Below are 17885 nucleotides of genomic sequence, written 5' to 3'. Positions count from 1 at the left end.
AGGGCTGCTTCCTCTGTGCCGAGTCCCTCTGACGGCGAGCAGCGAGCAGCGAGGAACGGCGGCTCCCGGCATCCCCAGCCACGCCGCTCCCCCTTGGCCGCACGGGACGCCGCGGCGCGTTCCTGCTGTGGTGACCGGGGCGCCCGTGCACGCCTGGTGGCGTCTGTGGCGTTTTCCCATATTTGTCGACGCCTGTTGACCCTGTTGACGCCTGATGGCACCTGATGGCGTGGTTTCGCGTCCTACCTGTGTGAGCGACTGGCCGGAACCGAGACGCTGTGCGCACCGCGGTGTTCGGAGCGGCCGCTCGCGCCGGACCAGCTAAGGAGACACATGACGGCTCACCCAGGATGGTGCAACACCCACCGCGGCCCCACTGACCAGGCCATCGCTGTGGCCGTGATCGAGGTCAACTCCGGGCCGGGCGGCACCATCTGGTCCTGTCCCGACTGCGTCGAGCGGCAGGGCATCGTGCCCCTCGGCGAGCAGTCGCCCGGCCACCCCGCCACGCGCATCGAGTACCGGGGCGAGCGGTCGGAGTCGGGGCAGGACCCGGAGGGGTGAGCGCGGTGGGCGGACCGCCGTCGGATGCCGGGGCGGTCAGCGGAAGCGGTCCGCGTGCTCGGCGGCCCACTGGGCGTAGGTGCGCGCGGGGCGTCCGGTGACCTCTTCCACGGTCGGCACGACCGTGTAGCCCATCGGGGGCGGGTCGCGGTGCCAGTCCGCCAGCATGTCCACGGCCTCGGGGGAGGCGCCCGACTTCCGCCACCGCTCGCGGGCCTCGTCCTCGGTCAGTTCGATGTAGCGCAGCTCGCGGCCGAGCGCCGCGCTGAGCGCGTCCACCTTCTCCCGCATGGTCAACGCCTGCGGGCCGCTCAGTGTGTACGTGCGGCCGTGGTGGTCGTCCCCGGTGAGCGCCAGCGCGGTGACCGCGGCGACGTCGCCCTCGTGGACGCAGGAGTTCAGCGCCGCGGCGAACGGTTCCCGCACCACGCCCTCGGTGCGCAGGGAGTCGGTCCAGGCGAGCGAGTTGGACATGAACTCGCCCGGCTGGATCAGCGTCCACTGGAGGCCGCTGGCCCTCACCGCCGCCTCTACGCTGCCCTCGGAGCCGCTCCACAGTACGGCCACCCGCCGCACCCCGGCCTTCTCCAGCGCCGTGACCAGTTCCGGGCCGTTGGTCAGCGGGCCCTGCGCGCCGTCGTAGGTGATCAGATGTGCGGCGGTGACGCCGTCGAGCGCGGCGTCCAGCGTCGCCGGGTCGGTCAGGTCGCCCCCGACGACCTCCGCTTCGGCGGGCAGCTTCGCCTGCTCCGGCGCGCGGCTCAGCGCGCGGACCCGGTGGCCCTGCCCCAGGAGCTCATCGACCAGCTTGCGTCCGATGTTGCCGGTCGCTCCCGTTACCAGAATCGTCATGACGTGCCTTCCTGTGGCGTCACCGACGGCTTCGTCGCAGCCGTCTTCGACGTCGGATGGCATGAACGTAAGTGTTGAACCTTGGTTTAGGTCAAGGAGGTTCGGGCAACCGTGCGGAGTTCAGCCCTTGACCGCGCCGCCCAGCGCGAAACCGCCGCCCAGCCGCCGGGCGATCAGCACGTACAGCAGGATCACCGGCGTGGAGTAGAGGATCGAGAACGCGGCGAGCTGCCCGTAGACGACGGTGCCGTAGCTGCCGAAGAAGGTGAAGATGGTGACGGAGGCGGGAAGCTGGTCGGGGGTGAGCAGCAGCATGAAGGGGACGAAGAAGTTGCCCCACATCATGATGAAGCTGTAGATCGTCACGACCGTGATGCCGGGTCCCATCAGCGGCAGGATGACGCGGGTGAGGGTCTGGAGCCAGGACGCGCCGTCCGTCCACGCGGCCTCCTCCAGGGCGGCGGGGACGCCGTCCATGAAGTTCTTCATCAGCCAGATCGCGAACGGCAGTTGGGTGGTCGCGAGGAAGAAGGCCGTGCCGGTCAGGCTGTCGATGAGCTCCACCTGGACGTACAGGCCGTAGACCGGAACCATGATCGCGGTCAGCGGCAGGCAGGTGGTGAACAGCACGGTGAGCAGGTACGGGCGGACCGCACGGGACTTGTAGCGGGACAGCGGGTACGCGGCGAGGGCCGCGCACACCACCGTCAGGGCCGTCGCACCGCCGCACAGCAGCAGGCTGTTGAGCATCGGGCGGTAGGTGATCTCCTCCGTCAGGACGGCGTCGAAGTTGTCCATCGTGGCGGGCGACGGCGCGCCGACCCGGAGGGTGGCGTCGGCGTCCACGGACGCCAGCAGCAGCCAGACCAGCGGCAGGATGAAGAGCGCGGCCAGCGCGAGCAGCGCGGCGTCGGCGGTCAGACGGCGACGCAGGCGGCGGCGCGCGCCGGAGGAGGTGCGGCGGACGGGGCGCACGGCGGGCGTGGTGGCGGGGGCCGTGGTGGGGGCGGGAACGCTGGACGATGTCACGGGCGTCAGACCTCCGTGCGGAGCAGGCGCAGATACACGACGGAGAACAGGGCACCGATGAGCAGCAGCAGAAGTGCCACCGCCGTGCCGTAGCCGATGAGGGCTTTGAGGAACGCCTGGTCGTACATGAACACCGGCAGCGTCTGGCTCCTGTTGCCGGGGCCGCCGCGGGTCATCGCCCAGATCAGCCCGAAGACGGAGAGCGTCTGGAGGGTGTTGAGCATGAGGTTGGTGCCGATGGAGCGGCGGATCATGGGCAGCGTGATGAACCACAGGCGGCGCCAGCCGCCCGCCCCGTCCACCTCGGCGGCCTCGGTGATCTCCTGGGGGATCTCCGAGAGGGCGGCGGAGTAGATGAGCATCGAGAACGCCGTCCCGCGCCAGACGTTGGCGAAGGAGACGGCGAGGATGGGCATCGTGTAGAGCCAGTCCTGGGACGGCAGATGTGCCCAGTCCAGTACGGCGTTGAGGGTGCCCTCGTCGCGGAAGAACGCGTAGAGCAGGAACCCGGCGACGATCTCCGGGACCACCCAGGCGCCGATGACGATCGCGCCGGTCAGGGTCCGCACCGGCTTGGACGCGCGGCGCATCAGCCCGGCGAGGGCGAGACCCAGGGTGTTCTGGCCGACGATGGAGGACAGGAAGGTGAAGGCGAGGGTGAGGACGACGGCGTTGCGGAAGTTCTTGTCCTCGAAGGCGCGCTGGAAGTTGTCGAAGCCGACGAAGTCCGTGGAAGAGGAGCCCGTCAGCTGCATGTTGGTGAAGGCGATGTAGACGCAGTAGCCGATCGGGCCGCCGAGGAACAGGAGCAGCATCACGGTGGCCGGGGCGAGCGGCAGCCAGCGCAGCGGGCGCCGCCGGGCGGTCGGTGCGGGGGCGGGAACGGGGGCCGGGGCGGGCGCCGCCTTGGTCACGGTGGTCATCGGCCGCGGGTCACCACCTCTCCGTCGGTGATGGACTTCAGGTCCTTGTCGTAGGTCTCCGCCGCCGACGCGGCGGAGGTGCCGCTTGTCGTGACGGCTTCCATGGCTTCCCCGATGGCGGAGGACACCCGGGGATAGACAGGCAGCGCTGGGCGGAAGTGGGTGGAGTCCACCAGCTCGGTGAAGAACATGATGCCTGGCATCGATGTCAGGTATCTGCGGTTGGCGGCGACGTCCTCGCGGACGGCGATCTGCGCGTCGCGGATGGTCCATTCGGTCGCGTTGTGCTCCGTCTGGAGCGTCTTGATGAACGACCAGGCCAGGTCGGCGTTCTCGGACTTGGCCGGGATGGCCCAGGTCCAGCCGCCCGACATGCTGACCTTGCCGGGCTTGGCGCCGTGCTGCGTCGGCATCGCGGCCCGGCCGAGCGTCCGGGACCACTGCGGCCACGGCTTGCCGCCGGTCTTGATCCAGAACTGGCTCATCCAGGAGCCGTCGAGCGCGATGGCGACCTTGCCCTCCGGCAGCAGCTCCGTCGCGACCCGGGTGGTGATGTTGGGATCGACGGCGTCGGACGGGTCGGGGGCCAGCTTCTCGCCGTAGAGGGTCTTGAGGAAGTGCAGCGAGTCCTTGAACCCCTGTCCGCCGGTGACCCACTTCTTCGCCTTCGGGTCGTAGAGCGGGTCGGCGCCCGTGCCGTACAGCAGCATCTCGAAGCCCTGCATGACGGATGCCTCGCCGGGGCCCTTGCCGGTGTAGACGTTGAGCGGGATGACGCCGGGCACCTTCTTCTTGAGGGTGCGTGCGGTGTCGAGGAGGTCGTCCCAGCTCCGGGGCTGCCAGTCCGCCGGGAGCCCCGCCTTGGCGAAGATCTTCTTGTTGAACCACAGGCCGCGGGTGTCGGTCCCCATCGGCACCCCGTACGTCTTACCGTCCTCGGCCTTCGCCGCGGTCTTCGCCCGCGGGGTGAACCGGTCCCAGTCCTTCCACTTCTTCAGATAGCCGTCGAGGGGGCGCAGATAGGCGCTGGCGACATCGGAGTTGATGATGAAGGTGTCCTCGTAGACCACATCCGGGGCCGTCTTCGAGGAACGCATCATCTGCTGCACCTTGGCCCAGTAGTCGGGCTGCGCCGCCTGGATCGGGATCAGCTTGATCTTCTTGCCCGGATGCTCGCGCTCGAACTGCTTCTTCACCATGGACAGGTAGGCGTCCATGTGCCGCACCTTGTTGTCCGTGTTGCGCAGGTAGGCGACTTTCACGGTGTCCGGGTCGTTGCCCGTGCCGCAGCCGGTGAGCGCGGTGGCGGCCAGGGCGGCGGTGGCCGAGAGGATGAGCGGGGCGGTGGGGCGCACGGGCACGGCCTCCTTGGGCACAGCGCTCCTCCGGGCTCAAGGAGACGCCGGGTGGGGCGCGGCTGTGACTGCCCGGTGACCGTACGATCAACCCTGACGGCCGGTCAATGGCCCGGACCTCGCCGGATGTCCGGCCCACCGGTACGGCCGATCGGCGATCGGCCGACCGGGGCGCGGGCCGGTCATGCCGCCCGCCTCACCTGTCCCTTCCGTGGCCGCTCCCTGCGGGGCCGCTTCCTGTGGCCGCCCCCACGGGAGCGGTCGGCGCACGCCGACGCGAACCCCCGTGCCGGGCATGGGCTCAGCGGCGCTTGACGCGTTCGACGGCCGCGACGCCAACCGCCGCCAGGGCGATCTGGATGGTCAGTTCGATCCAGTCGACGCCCTTGGTGTCGGCCACGCCGACTCCCGCCGCGATGGCGGTACCGACGAAGGCCGCGATGATACCGACGGCGATGGTCCACAGCATGCCGGTGTGCTGGCGGCCCGGCAGCGCAAGCCGCCCCAGCACACCGATGACGATGCCGATCACGATCGCGCTGATGATGCCGGAGATCTCCATGGTGCCCCTTTCGGTGGTGCCCCTTTCGGTGGTGCCCCTTTCGGTGGTGACTGCGCTGTCCGTGTGCCCCGATTTCGCCTGACCACGCGAACAGGCGCTCGGCCGGGGGCAGGGGCTACGGCTGTCCGGAAGGCGGGGAGGCAGACAGGCGGGGAGACGGGGCGGTCGTCCCGCTACGAGGGAAGCCAGCGGTACCACAGCTCCGGGCGGCCGACCTGCCCGTACTGCGGGGTGCGGACCGCGCGGCCGGTGTCGACCAGGTGCTCCAGGTAGCGGCGCGCGGTGATGCGGGAGATCCCGGTCGCCTCCGCCGTCGCCGCCGCCGAGATGCCGTCCGTGGCCGCGCGCAGCGTGTCGGTGACCGACTGGAGGGTGGCCAGCGTCAGGCCCTTCGGGAGCGCGGCGGGCCGCGGTGCGCGCAGCGCGGCCAGCGCCCGGTCCACCTCGTCCTGGCCGCTGGCCTCGCCCACGGTCACCGTCGCCCGGAACTCCGCGTACCGCGTCAGCCGGTCGCGCAGCGTCGCGAAGGTGAACGGCTTCAGCACGTACTGCACGACCCCGAGCGAGACGCCCTCGCGTACGACGGTGAGATCGCGGGCCGAGGTCACCGCGATGACGTCGGCGCCATGACCGGTCGCGCGGAGCGTGCGGACCAGGCGGAGCCCGTGGCCGTCGGGGAGATAGAGGTCGAGCAGGAGCAGATCGACGGTGGTGCGCTCCAGTCGGCGGCGGGCCTCGGCGCCCGAGTGGGCCGTGCCGACGACCGTGAAGCCCGGGACCCGGCCCACGTACAGGGCGTGCGCGTCCGCCGCGAGCGGGTCGTCTTCGACGACGAGCACCCGGATCGGCTCAGGGCCGACGGGGTCCGCGCTCATGAAGGGCACTCCGTGTCCAAGGGGAGGCGCACGGTGAACTCCGCCCCGCCCCTCGTTCCACGGCCCAGGTCGATCGTGCCGCCGTTGCGGCGCACCGTCTGCCGCACGATGGCAAGACCGAGTCCGTGGCCGGGCACGGCCTTGGTGCTCCAGCCGCGCTGGAAGATCTCGTCGGCGGTCTCCGGGTCGATGCCGGGTCCGTTGTCGGAGACGCGCAGCAGCAACTCGCCGTCCTGCGCGCGGACGGAGACCTCGACTCTCGCCCGGCGGAAGGCGAGCGGCCGGACGGGGCGTGACGTTTCGGCACCGGGCGGCGCGTGGGGCTCGCCACCGGGCTTGTCACCGGCCTTGTCACCGGCCTCGGCACCGGTGGTCAGCCCCAGGTCCCACGCGGCTTCCCCGGCGGCGGCGTCGATCGCGTTGTCTATGAGGTTGCCGAGTATCGTCACCAGGTCGCGGACGGGGAGGCCGGGCGGCAGCAGCCCGTCGTCCACATGGCTGTCGCGGGCCAGTACGAAGTCCACGGCGTGCTCATTGGCCTGCGCCGCCTTGCCGAGCAGCAGCGCCGTCAGTACGGGCTCGCCGACGGCGCCGACGACCTGGTCGGTGAGGGCCTGGGCGAGCTGGAGTTCGGCGGTGGCGAAGTCGACGGCCTCCTCGGCGCGGTCGAGCTCGATGAGCGAGACCACGGCGTGCAGCCGGTTCGCGGCCTCGTGCGCCTGCGAGCGCAGTGCCTCGGCGAAGCCGCGTACGGAGTCGAGTTCACCGGACAGCGCCTGGAGTTCGGTGTGGTCGCGCAGTGTCACGACGGAGCCGCGTTTCTCGCCGCTGCTGACGGGGGCGGTGTTGACGACCAGCACCCGGTCGGCGGTCAGGTGCAGTTCGTCCACGCGCGGCTCGGTCGCGAGCAGGGCCCCGGTCAGCGGCACCGGCAGGCCCAGGTCGCTGGCGTAGCGCCCGACCGGGTCGGGTCCTCGCCCGCCGTCGAGGCCGAGCAGTTCCCGGCCGCCGTCGTTGATGAGCGCGATCCGGCGCTGCCCGTCGAGCATCACCAGTCCCTCGCGTACGGCGTGCAGCGCGGCCTGGTGGTAGTCGTGCATCTGGCTCAGCTCGCCCGCGTTCATGCCGTGGGTGTGGCGGCGCAGCCGGGCGTTGATGATGTACGTGCCGAGGCCGCCGAGCGCGAGGGCCCCGAGCGCGACGCCGAGCAGCGCGACCATCTGGCGGCGCTCCTGGGCGGTGATGGTCTCGATGGTGATGCCCGCGCTCACCAGGGCGACGACGGGCCCGCTTCCGTCGGTGCCGCCGCCTTCCCGCACCGGGGCGACCGCGCGCACCGACGGACCGAGGGTCCCGGTGTACGTCTCGCTGAAGACGCGGCCGCGCAGCGCGGGTCCGGTGTGCCCGAGGAACTTCTCGCCTATCCGGGCGGGTTCGGGATGGGTCCAGCGGATGCCGCGCGGGTTCATGATCGTGACGAAGGTGACGCCGGTGTCCATGCGCACGCGCTCCGCGTACGGCTGGAGCACGGCCGTGGGGTCGTCGGAGCGGACCGCGGCGGGCAGGTCGGGGGAGTTGGCGATGGCGGTGGCGGCGGTCACCGCCTGGCGGCGTGCGGCGTCCTGGGCCTCGCCCCGGTCGGTGACGTAGAAGAAGACGGCGCACCCGGCGACCACGGCGGCCACGAGCACGACCTGCATCGCGAAGAGCTGGCCTGCCAGGCTGCGTGGACGGGGGATGCGCATGCGGGTCAGTGTGCCTTCTCCGGTTCGCGTGAACGTAATGAACGCAAGGGTGACCGCCGTCACAGCGTCATGCATAGTCGCCGGGACGTCCAGGGTGTGAGCCGCACGTACCCCCGAGGTGGCCCGCCCGGCTGTCGTGGGCCGCATATCGCATACACGCACGTTTTAGGAGGCAGCCGTGGCTGCGCAGACCTCGCCACCGGATTCGGGACAGCTGGAGCCAGGGCGTACCAAACGCGACAAGACGCATTACCTTTACCTTGCCGTCATCGCCGCCGTGCTCGCCGGCATCGCGGTGGGCTTCGCCGCACCGGACTTTGCCGTGGAGCTCAAGCCCGTCGGCACCGGCTTTGTGAACCTGATCAAAATGATGATCTCGCCGATCATCTTCTGCACCCTGGTGATCGGGGTGGGATCGGTACGTAAGGCGGCGAAGGTCGGCGCGGTCGGCGGTCTCGCACTCGGCTACTTCATGGTGATGTCCACGGTCGCGCTGGCCATCGGCCTCCTGGTGGGCAACATCCTGGAGCCGGGCAGCAGCCTGGATCTGACGAGCGAGGCGGCCAAGGTCGGGCAGGGGCAGGCCGAGGGGGCCAGCGAGTCCACCGAGGAGTTCCTGCTCGGCATCATCCCCACCACCCTCGTCTCCGCCTTCACCGAGGGCGAGGTGCTCCAGACCCTGCTGGTCGCGCTGTTCGTCGGGTTCGCCCTCCAGGCCATGGGCACGTCGGGCGAACCGCTCCTGCGCGGCATCGGGCACATCCAGCGGCTCGTGTTCCGCGTCCTCGCGATGATCATGTGGGCGGCTCCGGTGGGCGCCTTCGGCGCCATCGCCGCCGTGGTCGGCGAGACGGGCACGGACGCCCTGAAGTCCCTCGCCGTCATCATGGTCGGCTTCTACACCACATGTCTGCTCTTCGTGATCGTCGTGCTCGGCGCCCTCCTGCGGCTGGTCGCCGGGGTGAACCTGTTCCTGCTGCTGAAGTACCTCGGCCGCGAGTTCCTGCTGATCCTGTCCACCTCCTCCTCGGAGTCCGCGCTGCCCCGGCTCATCGCCAAAATGGAGCACGCGGGCGTCAGCAAGCCGGTCGTCGGCATCACCGTCCCCACCGGCTACTCCTTCAACCTGGACGGCACGGCCATCTATCTGACAATGGCCTCGCTCTTCATCGCCGAGGCCATGGGCGACCCGCTCTCCATCGGCCAGCAGATCTCGCTGCTCCTCTTCATGATCGTGGCCTCGAAGGGCGCGGCGGGCGTCACCGGAGCCGGACTCGCCACCCTGGCCGGTGGCCTCCAGTCCCACCGCCCGGAGCTGGTGGACGGCGTCGGCCTGATCGTCGGCATCGACCGCTTCATGAGCGAGGCCCGCGCGATGACCAACTTCGCGGGCAACGCGGTCGCCACGGTGCTGGTCGGCACCTGGACCAAGGAGATCGACAAGAACCGGATGAACGAGGTACTCGCCGGGCGGCTGCCGTTCGATGAGAAGACTCTTGTCGACGACGTCCACGCGAGGCTGCCGGGGGAGGATGAGGCCCCGGGCGATGCCTCGGGTGGCGCCTCGGGCGACGGCCAGGATGCCGGGCGTGGCGTCGGCCTGGAGAAGCAGGCACCGGCGGAGGACGGCGGGAAGACGGTCACGAAGGTCTGACGCGGGGGTGGGGCGGGGGCGTGGCCCCTGCTTCCCTGCGCGGAGTCGCTGTCCGTACACACCAGCGTGTTCACCAGACCGGGGCCTCGGTCTGGTGAACACGCTGGTGTCGGGACGTCTCCGTGCTCACGGCTTACCGCCGGCCGACGGGGTTATGCGGATTGTCCAGCCACACCCGTTGTCCGCCACGATCGACCGACAGCCCGAACCGGGACCGTTCGGGCTTCCCCACCCCATGCCATCGAAGGAACACCGTTCGCGCTTCGTCCCACAGCGCCCGGGGGCCGTACTGCTCGACCTCGTACGTCTCCGCGTCGGGGGCGTATTCGACCGTAGCCCACGACTTCCCGTCGTCGGAGAACAACCACAAGGTGGCCTCCCCGCTGTCATCGTCAGCGTCACACCACCGGTACCACGCATCGGTGAGGATCAGGCCGATGAAGAAGGCGGGATCATCCTGGATCACGTTCTGCGGCGGGATGTCGGTGGAGCCCTTCTCTCCCGCCTCTTGGTGGTACAGGTCCGCGATGCGTCCGGCGCCGCCGCGCTGGGTGCGGTCCCACATGAAGGCCGGGTAGCCGGAGAATGTTCCCTGAGCCCTTCCGTCCATCACGTCCAGCGTCGCGTACGAGCCACTGAAGAAGCTGCTGCCCCATGGCGTGACGATCCGGCCGTTGGGGCACTGCTCCAACCACGCCGTCGGCACGTCCCGCACCGTGCACGTACAGATGATCCGGTCGTAGGGAGCGCCCCGGTGATACCCGTCGCGGCCTTTCCCCTGAATCGTGGTCGGGTGATACCCCGCCCCTTTCAGGTTCTCCTCGGCTCGCGTCAGAACCTCCCCGTCCAGTTCCACGCTCGTGACGTTGCCGCCACCGAGCCGGTGGGACAGCCAGGCGGCGTTGTAACCGGTGCCGGTGCCGATCTCCAGAACTCGGTCCCCTTCCCGTACGGCAAGCAAGCTCAGCATTTCGAGCATGATCGACGGCATGGAGGAGGACGAGGTGAAGAGGCGGAACTGATCGGCGGTCGTACGCTCACCGTCGTTGATCTGAGTCACGACGGGGGTGTCCGCGTAGACGGCCCGCAGCCACCCCTCGGGGTCCTCGGCGAAGTCACCCCCTTCGATCGCCTTGGGAATGAACAGGGCACGGTCCACCGACGTCACGGCGTCGCGCCACTCCGGCGACAAAGCCCCCTTGTCCTCAAGAATGCGAACGAGCCGCTGCTGCGTCGTCATTCGTCCTCATTTCTTCGGGGTCTTCGGGGCTGGAGGCTCGTACGGCTTCGTCTGCCCCGGCGGTTTGTCGCGGTGGCCGTCACTGCTGGAGGTGTCGGGCTTGCCGGAGTGGTCTCCGCCCTTCTTGCCCATGGTCCCCTCGCTTCCTGCTGGGTGGGATGTGACGGGGGAGGAACAGGTGCCGTGGCGCGTACGGGACTTCTCCCGCTCCCGCTCTCCCGCCGTTCCGAGCCGGGGAATGAGCGCTCGTCAAGGGCTCGCGCGAGCTGGGCGCCATGTCAACGACGCTACGGAGCAGGGAAGTCGTGGGTCTACGTTCTTGCACAAGTTTGCACACGGACTAGCCCAGCGCGCCGATCGCTCCCGTGATGAGGGCCCGCGCATCGGCGCCGTGGACCGCCAGCTTCGACAGTTCGGAGAACGCTTTCGCGTACGCGGCGATCTCGCTGGGAGCCGCGACGTTCACGGCAGCGGTGAGCAACTCGACGCTGGCTCGACGGTCATCGAACAGATAGAAGGCCTCCAAGGGCCAGACCCGCCTCCGAGCGGCGAAAGGGATGACGCCGAGGCTGACGTTCGGAAGGCCCATTACCGCAAGAAGGTAACCAAGTTGGCCAGCCATGGTCTCTTCGTCACCGATGCGGTAGCGGAGCACTGTTTCTTCCATGAGCAAGGCGAAGCGGTGATCACCTTCATGGAGGACATGCGAGCGCTCAACGCGGGACGCCGCAGCCGTCGCCGAGTCGTCCGGGGTGCCCTGGAAAGCGGCGATCGTGGAGAGCAAGGACGTGGCGTATGCCTCTGTCTGGAGCATCCCAGGAATGACGTTCGAGCAGTACACGCGGAAGAGGCGAGTGCCTTCGTACAGGGGAACTACTTCTTCTTGCGCTCTGCGCATTCCATGCCGGTGGAGCTTCTTCCAGTGCACGTACATCTGATCGGCTTGCCGATTCGCCGCGATCAGATCCGCGGCTTGTTCCTCAGCGCCAGTCGCCTTGCACCACGCGCGGATGTCCGCATCGGAAGCGTGTGTCTTGGCCCGCTCGATGCGTGATGATTTCGCCGGACTCCAGCCACACCGAAGAGCCAACTCATGACCGGTCAACTCCGCTCCCCTGCGCAGCTCTCCGAGGCGGGCGGCGATGACTTCACGGGCGGCCTGGGCGCTGGACGAAGGCGATGCGGACATGAGTTGGCTCTTCAGTGACTCACTGGATCAGACCGAGTACTTCTCGTGCGGGATGCCGCGCTCCCAGACCGCTTCGAACGCGGCTGACGCCAATTGCGCTACCGCCGGTTCGGTACGGGCCTCCCAGCCAGGCTCGGACCAGTCACCATCACCGGTGAAGTGGTTGAAGAGCACGGTCTTGCCGTCGAAGACCCAGCAGTCATTTCCGGGCAAGGCGAGATCCGAGGCCTGGCGCCGGGGCAGCCACCGTACGTGCTCCCCCGCGTGGAGATTGACCACAGTGCCGGCGTGCTCGTAGCGAATGTATTCGGTGACCGGCTCCGAAACGACACGAGCGCGGCGGACGACGACGCCTCGCACCACCGTGCGCCGGATCAATTCGACCCAAGGCGTCCAGTAGGCGGACGCCGGGTCCACGTCTCGCTCTCCGGTGTGCTTCCAGTTCTCGAAGTCCTCGGCCTCGTCGCCCACGCCGTATGAGTCGCGCATCTCCAAGTGCACGGCCGAGTACTGGGCAGCAGCCAGCAGTTCGTTAAAGCCCGGCTCGTTCTGCGACATCACACGCCTCCCTGAGCATCGGCACCATGCGCGCCGGGAACCGCATCACGACCTCGTGCGGCGGAATGCCCACGTCGTGTCCGGGAGCCTCGAACGCCGCGCACTCAGCCTCCAGCTTCTCGTCTGGCTTCCAGCCCTGGAGCACCAGTTCCGCGCTCTCCTCGTCCACCCAAACGGTGGGGGAGCCCTGCTGTCCCGTGTCTGGATCAATCCCGATGAACCGTAGTGCCATGGATGCCTCCGGCGTCGAGTGGCTTACGCCAACTTGCACGAGCTTCCCGGCGATGACTCGTCACCGTCAAGGGCGCGGCAGTGGCGGCGCGCCCCATCCGGCCCACCCGCCATCCCGCCCCGCCCCGGTTCGCCCGGGGCGGGGCGGGATGGTGTGCTGGCCCGTACGGATGGCGCGCGCCTGGCCGCTACCGGGTGAACGAGGCCGAGCCGGACAGGGAGAGCCACACGAGCCGCGCCGATACGTGCGGTTGCCGGGCGAACCAGCGCGCCATGCGCTCGGGTGAGACAGTACTGATCCGCAGGGTGCCCTCCACGCCGGTCACTTCGGCGTGGTCGTCGAATGCCATGCCCCAGGCGGCGACGCGTGCGTCCTCTTCCTGCCCGTACTGCTGGATGACGGCGAACGGGCGCGGTGCGGTGTCGTTGACCAGTTCGCAGACCTCTTTGTCGAAGGCTGACGGCTCTTGGGTGGTGGTGTGATCGTTCTGGGCAGGCATGGGCGACTCCCAACGCAGAGTGCACAGACGAGTGTTGTGCGTTACGAAGAGCGTGCACTAGGCTTTCCGTTGGTTCAAGTGGGAGTCCCAAATATCACGCCAAGGGGTCCGGGAGGGCGTCATGACGCAGGGAGCGGAAGGCGGAGGATCAATCGTCCGTCGCTGGCAACTGGCGGCGATTCTGAGAGAGTTGAGGGAGCAGTCCGGTCTCACTCAGGACCAGGCGGTCGAGCGGCTGCGAGCGGGTGACGGGCGATGGTCGCGCTCGAAGCTCTCGCGGGTCGAACTCCGCGAGCACAACATCAAGCCGCGCGAGGTCGAGCAGATCTTCAGGGCGTACGGGATCTCCGACAAAGAGAAGCTGGAGGCGCTGACGCAGTTGGCCGTCACGTCGGTTGAGCGGGGCTGGTGGTCAGGATTCAGCAGCGATGAAGTCCCGGCGAACCTGCGGCCGTTCCTCAGTCTCGAAGCCGCGATGGTGGCCCGTAGGGACTTCCAAAGTCAGCTGATCCCAGGACTGTTGCAGACCAGTGATTACACCCGGGCGTTGATCAACGCGCTTAATCCGGGGGTGCTCTCGCCCGCAGAAGTTGAGCGCCGGGTCGCGGCGCGAATGATCAGGCAACAGATCATCACCAAGGAGAACGCGCCGGAGCTCCACTTCATTCTGGACGGGACTATTCTGCACCGGGTCGTCGGACGGACGACCGTGATGCGAGACCAGGTACGCAGGCTGCTCGACGTATCCGAGCACGAAAACGTCACCATCCAGGTGCTGCCTCACGACGGGGGCGGGAGCCCTGGTCTGGACGGGCCGTTTTCGATTCTCAGCCTGCCCGAGCCCACTCCCGATATCGCGTACACCGAAGGCCCAGCCGGTAGTAGTTTGTACTTCGAAGACCGCACACGAGTGCGAAGATTGACCATGAATTTCGGCACCCTCGCCCAGGCGTCCCTGTCGCAGGCTGAATCCCTTGAGGCGATCGCTGAGGCAGCCGAACGTTTCCAGTAGGAAGAGAGAGCGGAGTGGATCACCCGATGGCTAAGGCGGGCCTCTTGGCGCATGTTCAGTGGCGCAAGAGCAGCTTCTCGGGGGGTTCCAGCGACACCCCTGAGTGCGTCGAGGTCGCACCCCTCCCCGACGGACGCATCGCCGTGCGCAACAGCAAGAACCCCGAGGCGGGAGCCGTCTATTTCACGCGCGCGGAGATGGACGCCTGGCTCAAGGGTGTCAAGGCGGGGGAGTTTGACGACCTGGCCTGAGTCACCTGGTCAGTACGTTGTCGAGGTAAGCCTGTACGCGTGCACCCTGCTCCCCGACAGTGTCCGCCAGCGCTGGGCAGGCTGACGCCTCAGCCTGCCTAGCGCCAGCGGACAGGATCTCACCGTGCCGGTCGCAGCCAGACCGTCGCCAGTGGTGGCAGTACCGGGACGATGGACGTCGGGCGGCCATGGGACGCGACGGGCTCGGCCTTCAGGGGTTCGGCGTTGGTGACGCCGCTGCCTCCGTAGCGTTCCGCGTCCGTGTTCAGGACCTCCTGCCAGGCGGCGATTTGCTCGGGGACGCCGAGGCGGTACTCGTGCCGTACGACCGGTGAGAAGTTGCTGACGCACAGCAGGGGCGAGTTGTCCGCGTCGTAGCGGAGGAACGCGAAGACGTTGTCCTGGCTGGCGTCGCCCTCGATCCAGGCGAAGCCCGCCGGTTCGGTGTCGCGTTGCCACAGCGGGGGCGTCGCGACGTAGGTCTCGTTGAGGTCGCGTACCAGGTCGCGTACGCCCCGGTGGTCGGGTTCCGCCGAATACGAGGGGTCGAGCAGCCACCAGTCGGGGCCGTGGCCCTCCGACCACTCCGCGCCCTGGGCGAACTCCTGCCCCATGAACAGCAACTGCTTGCCCGAGTGGGCCCACATGAAGCCCAGGTACGCGCGGTGGTTGGCGCGCTGCTGCCACCAGTCGCCCGGCATCTTCGACACCAGCGCGCGCTTGCCGTGCACCACCTCGTCGTGCGAGATGGGCAGCACATAGTTCTCCGAGTACGCGTAGACCATCGAGAACGTCATCTCGTGGTGGTGGTACTTGCGGTGTACGGGCTCGTGCGCGACGTAGCCCAGCGAGTCATGCATCCAGCCCATGTTCCACTTCAGGCCGAAGCCGAGACCGCCGAAGCCGCCGGGGCCGACGTGGTGGGTGGCGCGGGTGACGCCGTCCCACGCGGTGGACTCCTCCGCGACCGTGATCACGCCGGGGCAGCGCCGGTAGACGGTGGCGTTCATCTCCTGGAGGAAGCCCACCGCGTCCAGGTTCTCCCTGCCGCCGTGCACATTCGGCGTCCAGCCGCCCGGATCGCGTGAGTAGTCGAGGTAGAGCATCGAGGCGACCGCGTCCACCCGCAGGCCGTCGATATGGAACTCCTCGCACCAGTACACGGCGTTCGACACCAGGAAGTTGCGCACCTCCGTACGCCCGTAGTCGAATTCCAGCGTGCCCCAGTCCGGGTGCGCCGCCCGCGCCGGGTCCCCGTGCTCGTACAGCGGCCTCCCGTCGAACTCGGCCAGCGCCCACTCATCCCTCGGGAAGTGCGCGGGCACCCAGTCGACGAGCACGCCGATCCCCGCCTGGTGCAGCGCGTCCACGAGGTACTTGAAGTCGTCCGGCGTGCCGAGCCGGGCGGTCGGCGCGTAGAAACCGGTGACCTGGTAACCCCACGAGCCGCCGAACGGGTGCTCGGCGACGGGCATCATCTCCACGTGGGTGAAGCCGAGGTCCTTGACGTACGCGGGCAGTTGCTCGGCCAGTTGGCGGTAGGTCAGCCCGGGGCGCCATGACAGCAGGTGCAGCTCGTACACGGAGAACGGCGACTCGTGGACCGCGCGCTCGGCGCGCCGGGCCAGCCAGGACTCGTCCCGCCAGATGTGGTGTGAGGCGTGGACGACCGAGGCGGTCGCGGGCGGACACTCGGTGCGCCGCGCCATCGGGTCGGCGCGCAGCGTCCGGGACCCGTCGGGGCGGGTGATCTCGAACTTGTACAGCGCGCCCTCGCCGACGCCGGGCAGGAAGACCTCCCAGACCCCCGTGCCGCCCAGCGAACGCATCGGGAAGGCGATGCCGTCCCAGTAGTTGAAGTCGCCGACGACGCGCACCCCGAGCGCGTTGGGTGCCCACACGGTGAACCGGGTGCCGGTGACGCCCGCGTGCGTCATCGGCTGCGCGCCGAGCGCGTTCCACAGCTCCTCGTGGCGGCCCTCACCGATCAGATGCAGATCCAGGTCGCCAAGTGCGGGCAGGAAGCGGTACGGGTCGTGCAGCTCCAGCTCGTCGTTGTCGTAGGCGACGAGCAGCTGGTAGTCGGGCACCGTGTGGAGCGGAAGGACGCCGGCGAAGAGGCCGTCCCCCTCCGGCCGCAGCCTGGCGCGCAGCCCGCGCGCGGTCACGGCGACGGTGCGCGCGTACGGGCGCAGCACCCGGAACTGGACACCGCCCCTGACCGGATGCGCGCCCAGCAGCCCGTGTGGGTCGTGGTGCGCGCCGGACAGCAGCCGCCGACGGTCCTCCGGGTCGAGCGGAGTCGCGGCCCGCACGCCCTGGTTCTCGGCCGGGCCCTGGTCGTCCGCGGGCACCAGGGAGATCTCGTCGGGGTGCGCGTCACCGGGCAGGGTCGGGATGTCGTCGCCGGTGCGAGTGCTCGTGCCGGTGCGAGTGCTCGTGCCGGTGCCTGTGCCGGTGCCGGTGCCTGTGCTGGTGCCCGTGGGCTCGCGGGTGTCCGTGCCGCCGCCCCGGCCGCCGCCGTACTCCTGCCGGGCGGTCAGGCTCTCGCCGCGGCCCTGGCTCTGGCCGTGCGGTGGGCGCCGCTCCTGCCCGGCGCCCTGGTCGCCGGGGGGACGTGCGGCCCGGCCCGGTGCGGTGGTGTCGGCCGACGCCTGGGCGGACTCCGGGGGACGGCCCGTCACGGGTCGCCGGGCCGTGGACGGCGTGCCCTCGCGCCCCGCGACGGGGTGGGCGCTGAGCGCGTTGTCCTGCCCCGCGCCGACGAGGCTGGACTCCAGCCGCTCCGCTCGTTGCGGAGCCGGCACGCCGACCTCTGCCGCTGCCGCCGCCGGGTCTTCCGCCTCCGTCGCTGCTGCGGTGCTCGGTGGTTTTGTTGTGCCTGTTGTGCCTGGTGCGTTTGCTGTGTCTGTGGCGGTGTAGTCGGGGGCGGTGGTCGGCTGAGCCGGTGGTGCGGGGGCGGGCGCGCTCTCCTGCCGGGCGGTCGGGTCCTCCGTCCGCGTGGGGTGCGGGGCACGCGGCGTCGGCGGGGTGCGGTACGACAGCCGGGAGACCGATCCCTCCGCCGCGCGCGGGGCGCCGGACCGGGCGCCGCCGAAGGTGGGCGGGATGACGCCGGGGGCGGGTCGCCCCGGGGGCACCGGCGCCGGACGGGGCCGCGGTGGCTCGGCGGCCGCCGTACGGGGCGACGGGGCGGCGGCGTCCTTGCCGCGGGGTGGCTCGGAGCTTCCCGTGGGCCTTCCCGCGCGGGCCTGCGGCTCAGGGCTTTCCGTGCGGGTGTGCGGCTCTGGGCTGTCGCTGCGGCTGGGCGGGGCGGGATCGCCGTCGCGGCCGGGAGGTTCGTGC

General features: G+C 69.5%; 18 protein-coding genes. 4 read left to right on the top strand and 14 right to left on the bottom strand.

From position 1 onward, the window contains the following. Window positions 1–333: 333 nt before the first annotated feature. Complete coding sequence (locus AC5P1B_RS22855) at window positions 334–564, top strand: hypothetical protein (RefSeq protein WP_493889273.1); 231 nt, start codon at window positions 334–336, stop codon at window positions 562–564. 36 nt (window positions 565–600) lie between these two features. Here the strand turns inward: AC5P1B_RS22855 and AC5P1B_RS22850 are convergent, their stop codons facing one another. The 7 genes from AC5P1B_RS22850 to AC5P1B_RS22820 all read right to left on the bottom strand — a co-directional run bounded on the left by AC5P1B_RS22850 (window position 601) and on the right by AC5P1B_RS22820 (window position 7905). Next, on the bottom strand, window positions 601–1416 hold the full coding sequence (locus tag AC5P1B_RS22850) for an NAD(P)H-binding protein (protein WP_493889271.1): 816 nt from the start codon (window positions 1414–1416) through the stop codon (window positions 601–603). 120 nt (window positions 1417–1536) lie between these two features. Then, the gene (locus AC5P1B_RS22845; protein ID WP_493889414.1) at window positions 1537–2391 is read right to left on the bottom strand and encodes a carbohydrate ABC transporter permease; all 855 of its coding nucleotides are present in this window, start codon (window positions 2389–2391) and stop codon (window positions 1537–1539) included. A gap of 59 nt (window positions 2392–2450) precedes the next feature. Then, the gene (locus AC5P1B_RS22840; protein WP_493889270.1) at window positions 2451–3368 is read right to left on the bottom strand and encodes a carbohydrate ABC transporter permease; all 918 of its coding nucleotides are present in this window, start codon (window positions 3366–3368) and stop codon (window positions 2451–2453) included. After that, window positions 3365–4723, bottom strand: a complete 1359-nt coding sequence (locus AC5P1B_RS22835) for an extracellular solute-binding protein (RefSeq protein ID WP_493889413.1) — start codon at window positions 4721–4723, stop codon at window positions 3365–3367. Before AC5P1B_RS22835 ends, AC5P1B_RS22840 begins: the two co-directional genes overlap by 4 nt. 301 nt (window positions 4724–5024) lie before the next feature. After that, window positions 5025–5285, bottom strand: a complete 261-nt coding sequence (locus AC5P1B_RS22830) for a GlsB/YeaQ/YmgE family stress response membrane protein (RefSeq protein WP_493889268.1) — start codon at window positions 5283–5285, stop codon at window positions 5025–5027. A 173-nt stretch (window positions 5286–5458) separates the two neighbouring features. Further along, a complete protein-coding gene (locus AC5P1B_RS22825) occupies window positions 5459–6160 on the bottom strand; it encodes a response regulator (protein WP_493889267.1) in 702 nt (233 codons plus the stop codon). Continuing rightward, window positions 6157–7905, bottom strand: coding sequence for a sensor histidine kinase (locus AC5P1B_RS22820; RefSeq protein ID WP_493889265.1), 1749 nt, complete (start codon window positions 7903–7905; stop codon window positions 6157–6159). The genes AC5P1B_RS22825 and AC5P1B_RS22820 overlap by 4 nt, the downstream gene beginning before the upstream one ends. A 214-nt stretch (window positions 7906–8119) precedes the next feature. Between AC5P1B_RS22820 and AC5P1B_RS22815 the strand changes: the two genes are divergently transcribed. Beyond that, window positions 8120–9559, top strand: coding sequence for a cation:dicarboxylate symporter family transporter (locus AC5P1B_RS22815; protein WP_493889412.1), 1440 nt, complete (start codon window positions 8120–8122; stop codon window positions 9557–9559). A 133-nt stretch (window positions 9560–9692) separates the two neighbouring features. On the opposite strand, the gene AC5P1B_RS22810 is transcribed toward AC5P1B_RS22815, so the two are convergent. The 6 genes from AC5P1B_RS22810 to AC5P1B_RS22785 all read right to left on the bottom strand — a co-directional run bounded on the left by AC5P1B_RS22810 (window position 9693) and on the right by AC5P1B_RS22785 (window position 13277). Next, the gene (locus tag AC5P1B_RS22810) at window positions 9693–10799 is read right to left on the bottom strand and encodes a methyltransferase domain-containing protein (protein WP_493889264.1); all 1107 of its coding nucleotides are present in this window, start codon (window positions 10797–10799) and stop codon (window positions 9693–9695) included. Between the two features lie 6 nt (window positions 10800–10805). After that, complete coding sequence (locus AC5P1B_RS22805; RefSeq protein WP_493889263.1) at window positions 10806–10931, bottom strand: hypothetical protein; 126 nt, start codon at window positions 10929–10931, stop codon at window positions 10806–10808. Between the two features lie 208 nt (window positions 10932–11139). Next, window positions 11140–11988 (bottom strand): helix-turn-helix domain-containing protein, encoded by an 849-nt coding sequence (locus tag AC5P1B_RS22800; protein ID WP_493889262.1) that lies wholly within the window; start codon window positions 11986–11988, stop codon window positions 11140–11142. 27 nt (window positions 11989–12015) lie between these two features. Beyond that, complete coding sequence (locus AC5P1B_RS22795; protein ID WP_493889260.1) at window positions 12016–12546, bottom strand: DUF6879 family protein; 531 nt, start codon at window positions 12544–12546, stop codon at window positions 12016–12018. Continuing rightward, window positions 12521–12778 carry a hypothetical protein gene (locus AC5P1B_RS22790; RefSeq protein WP_493889259.1) on the bottom strand — a complete coding sequence of 86 codons (258 nt, stop codon included), beginning with the start codon at window positions 12776–12778 and terminating at the stop codon, window positions 12521–12523. The genes AC5P1B_RS22795 and AC5P1B_RS22790 overlap by 26 nt, the downstream gene beginning before the upstream one ends. A gap of 187 nt (window positions 12779–12965) precedes the next feature. Continuing rightward, entirely contained in the window at window positions 12966–13277 is a 312-nt protein-coding gene (locus tag AC5P1B_RS22785) for a hypothetical protein (RefSeq protein ID WP_493889257.1), read from the bottom strand. Between the two features lie 121 nt (window positions 13278–13398). Here AC5P1B_RS22785 and AC5P1B_RS22780 point away from each other — a divergent pair, with 121 nt between their 5' ends. Next, window positions 13399–14289 (top strand): helix-turn-helix domain-containing protein, encoded by an 891-nt coding sequence (locus AC5P1B_RS22780; protein WP_493889255.1) that lies wholly within the window; start codon window positions 13399–13401, stop codon window positions 14287–14289. Window positions 14290–14333: 44 nt separating this feature from the next. Next, entirely contained in the window at window positions 14334–14540 is a 207-nt protein-coding gene (locus tag AC5P1B_RS22775) for a DUF397 domain-containing protein (RefSeq protein ID WP_493889254.1), read from the top strand. A gap of 119 nt (window positions 14541–14659) precedes the next feature. On the opposite strand, the gene glgB is transcribed toward AC5P1B_RS22775, so the two are convergent. Beyond that, on the bottom strand, window positions 14660–16903 hold the full coding sequence (gene glgB, locus AC5P1B_RS22770) for a 1,4-alpha-glucan branching enzyme (RefSeq protein WP_493889410.1): 2244 nt from the start codon (window positions 16901–16903) through the stop codon (window positions 14660–14662). Window positions 16904–17885: the final 982 nt, after the last annotated feature.

The sequence above is a fragment of the Streptomyces sp. A01 genome, assembly GCF_059026195.1.
The sequence above is the reverse complement of the archived record's forward strand: the minus strand, read 5'-3'. Positions and strand labels throughout refer to the sequence as shown.

Bases quoted from the DNA above. Each gene is read 5' to 3' on its own strand.
- AC5P1B_RS22855 (WP_493889273.1), top strand. From the start codon at position 334: ATGACGGCTCACCCAGGATGGTGCAACACCCACCGCGGCCCCACTGAC.
- AC5P1B_RS22850 (WP_493889271.1), bottom strand. From the start codon at position 1,416: ATGACGATTCTGGTAACGGGAGCGACCGGCAACATCGGACGCAAGCTG.
- AC5P1B_RS22840 (WP_493889270.1), bottom strand. From the start codon at position 3,368: ATGACCACCGTGACCAAGGCGGCGCCCGCCCCGGCCCCCGTTCCCGCC.
- AC5P1B_RS22830 (WP_493889268.1), bottom strand. From the start codon at position 5,285: ATGGAGATCTCCGGCATCATCAGCGCGATCGTGATCGGCATCGTCATC.
- AC5P1B_RS22825 (WP_493889267.1), bottom strand. From the start codon at position 6,160: ATGAGCGCGGACCCCGTCGGCCCTGAGCCGATCCGGGTGCTCGTCGTC.
- AC5P1B_RS22820 (WP_493889265.1), bottom strand. From the start codon at position 7,905: ATGCGCATCCCCCGTCCACGCAGCCTGGCAGGCCAGCTCTTCGCGATG.
- AC5P1B_RS22810 (WP_493889264.1), bottom strand. From the start codon at position 10,799: ATGACGACGCAGCAGCGGCTCGTTCGCATTCTTGAGGACAAGGGGGCT.
- AC5P1B_RS22805 (WP_493889263.1), bottom strand. From the start codon at position 10,931: ATGGGCAAGAAGGGCGGAGACCACTCCGGCAAGCCCGACACCTCCAGC.
- AC5P1B_RS22800 (WP_493889262.1), bottom strand. From the start codon at position 11,988: ATGTCCGCATCGCCTTCGTCCAGCGCCCAGGCCGCCCGTGAAGTCATC.
- AC5P1B_RS22795 (WP_493889260.1), bottom strand. From the start codon at position 12,546: ATGTCGCAGAACGAGCCGGGCTTTAACGAACTGCTGGCTGCTGCCCAG.
- AC5P1B_RS22790 (WP_493889259.1), bottom strand. From the start codon at position 12,778: ATGGCACTACGGTTCATCGGGATTGATCCAGACACGGGACAGCAGGGC.
- AC5P1B_RS22785 (WP_493889257.1), bottom strand. From the start codon at position 13,277: ATGCCTGCCCAGAACGATCACACCACCACCCAAGAGCCGTCAGCCTTC.
- AC5P1B_RS22780 (WP_493889255.1), top strand. From the start codon at position 13,399: ATGACGCAGGGAGCGGAAGGCGGAGGATCAATCGTCCGTCGCTGGCAA.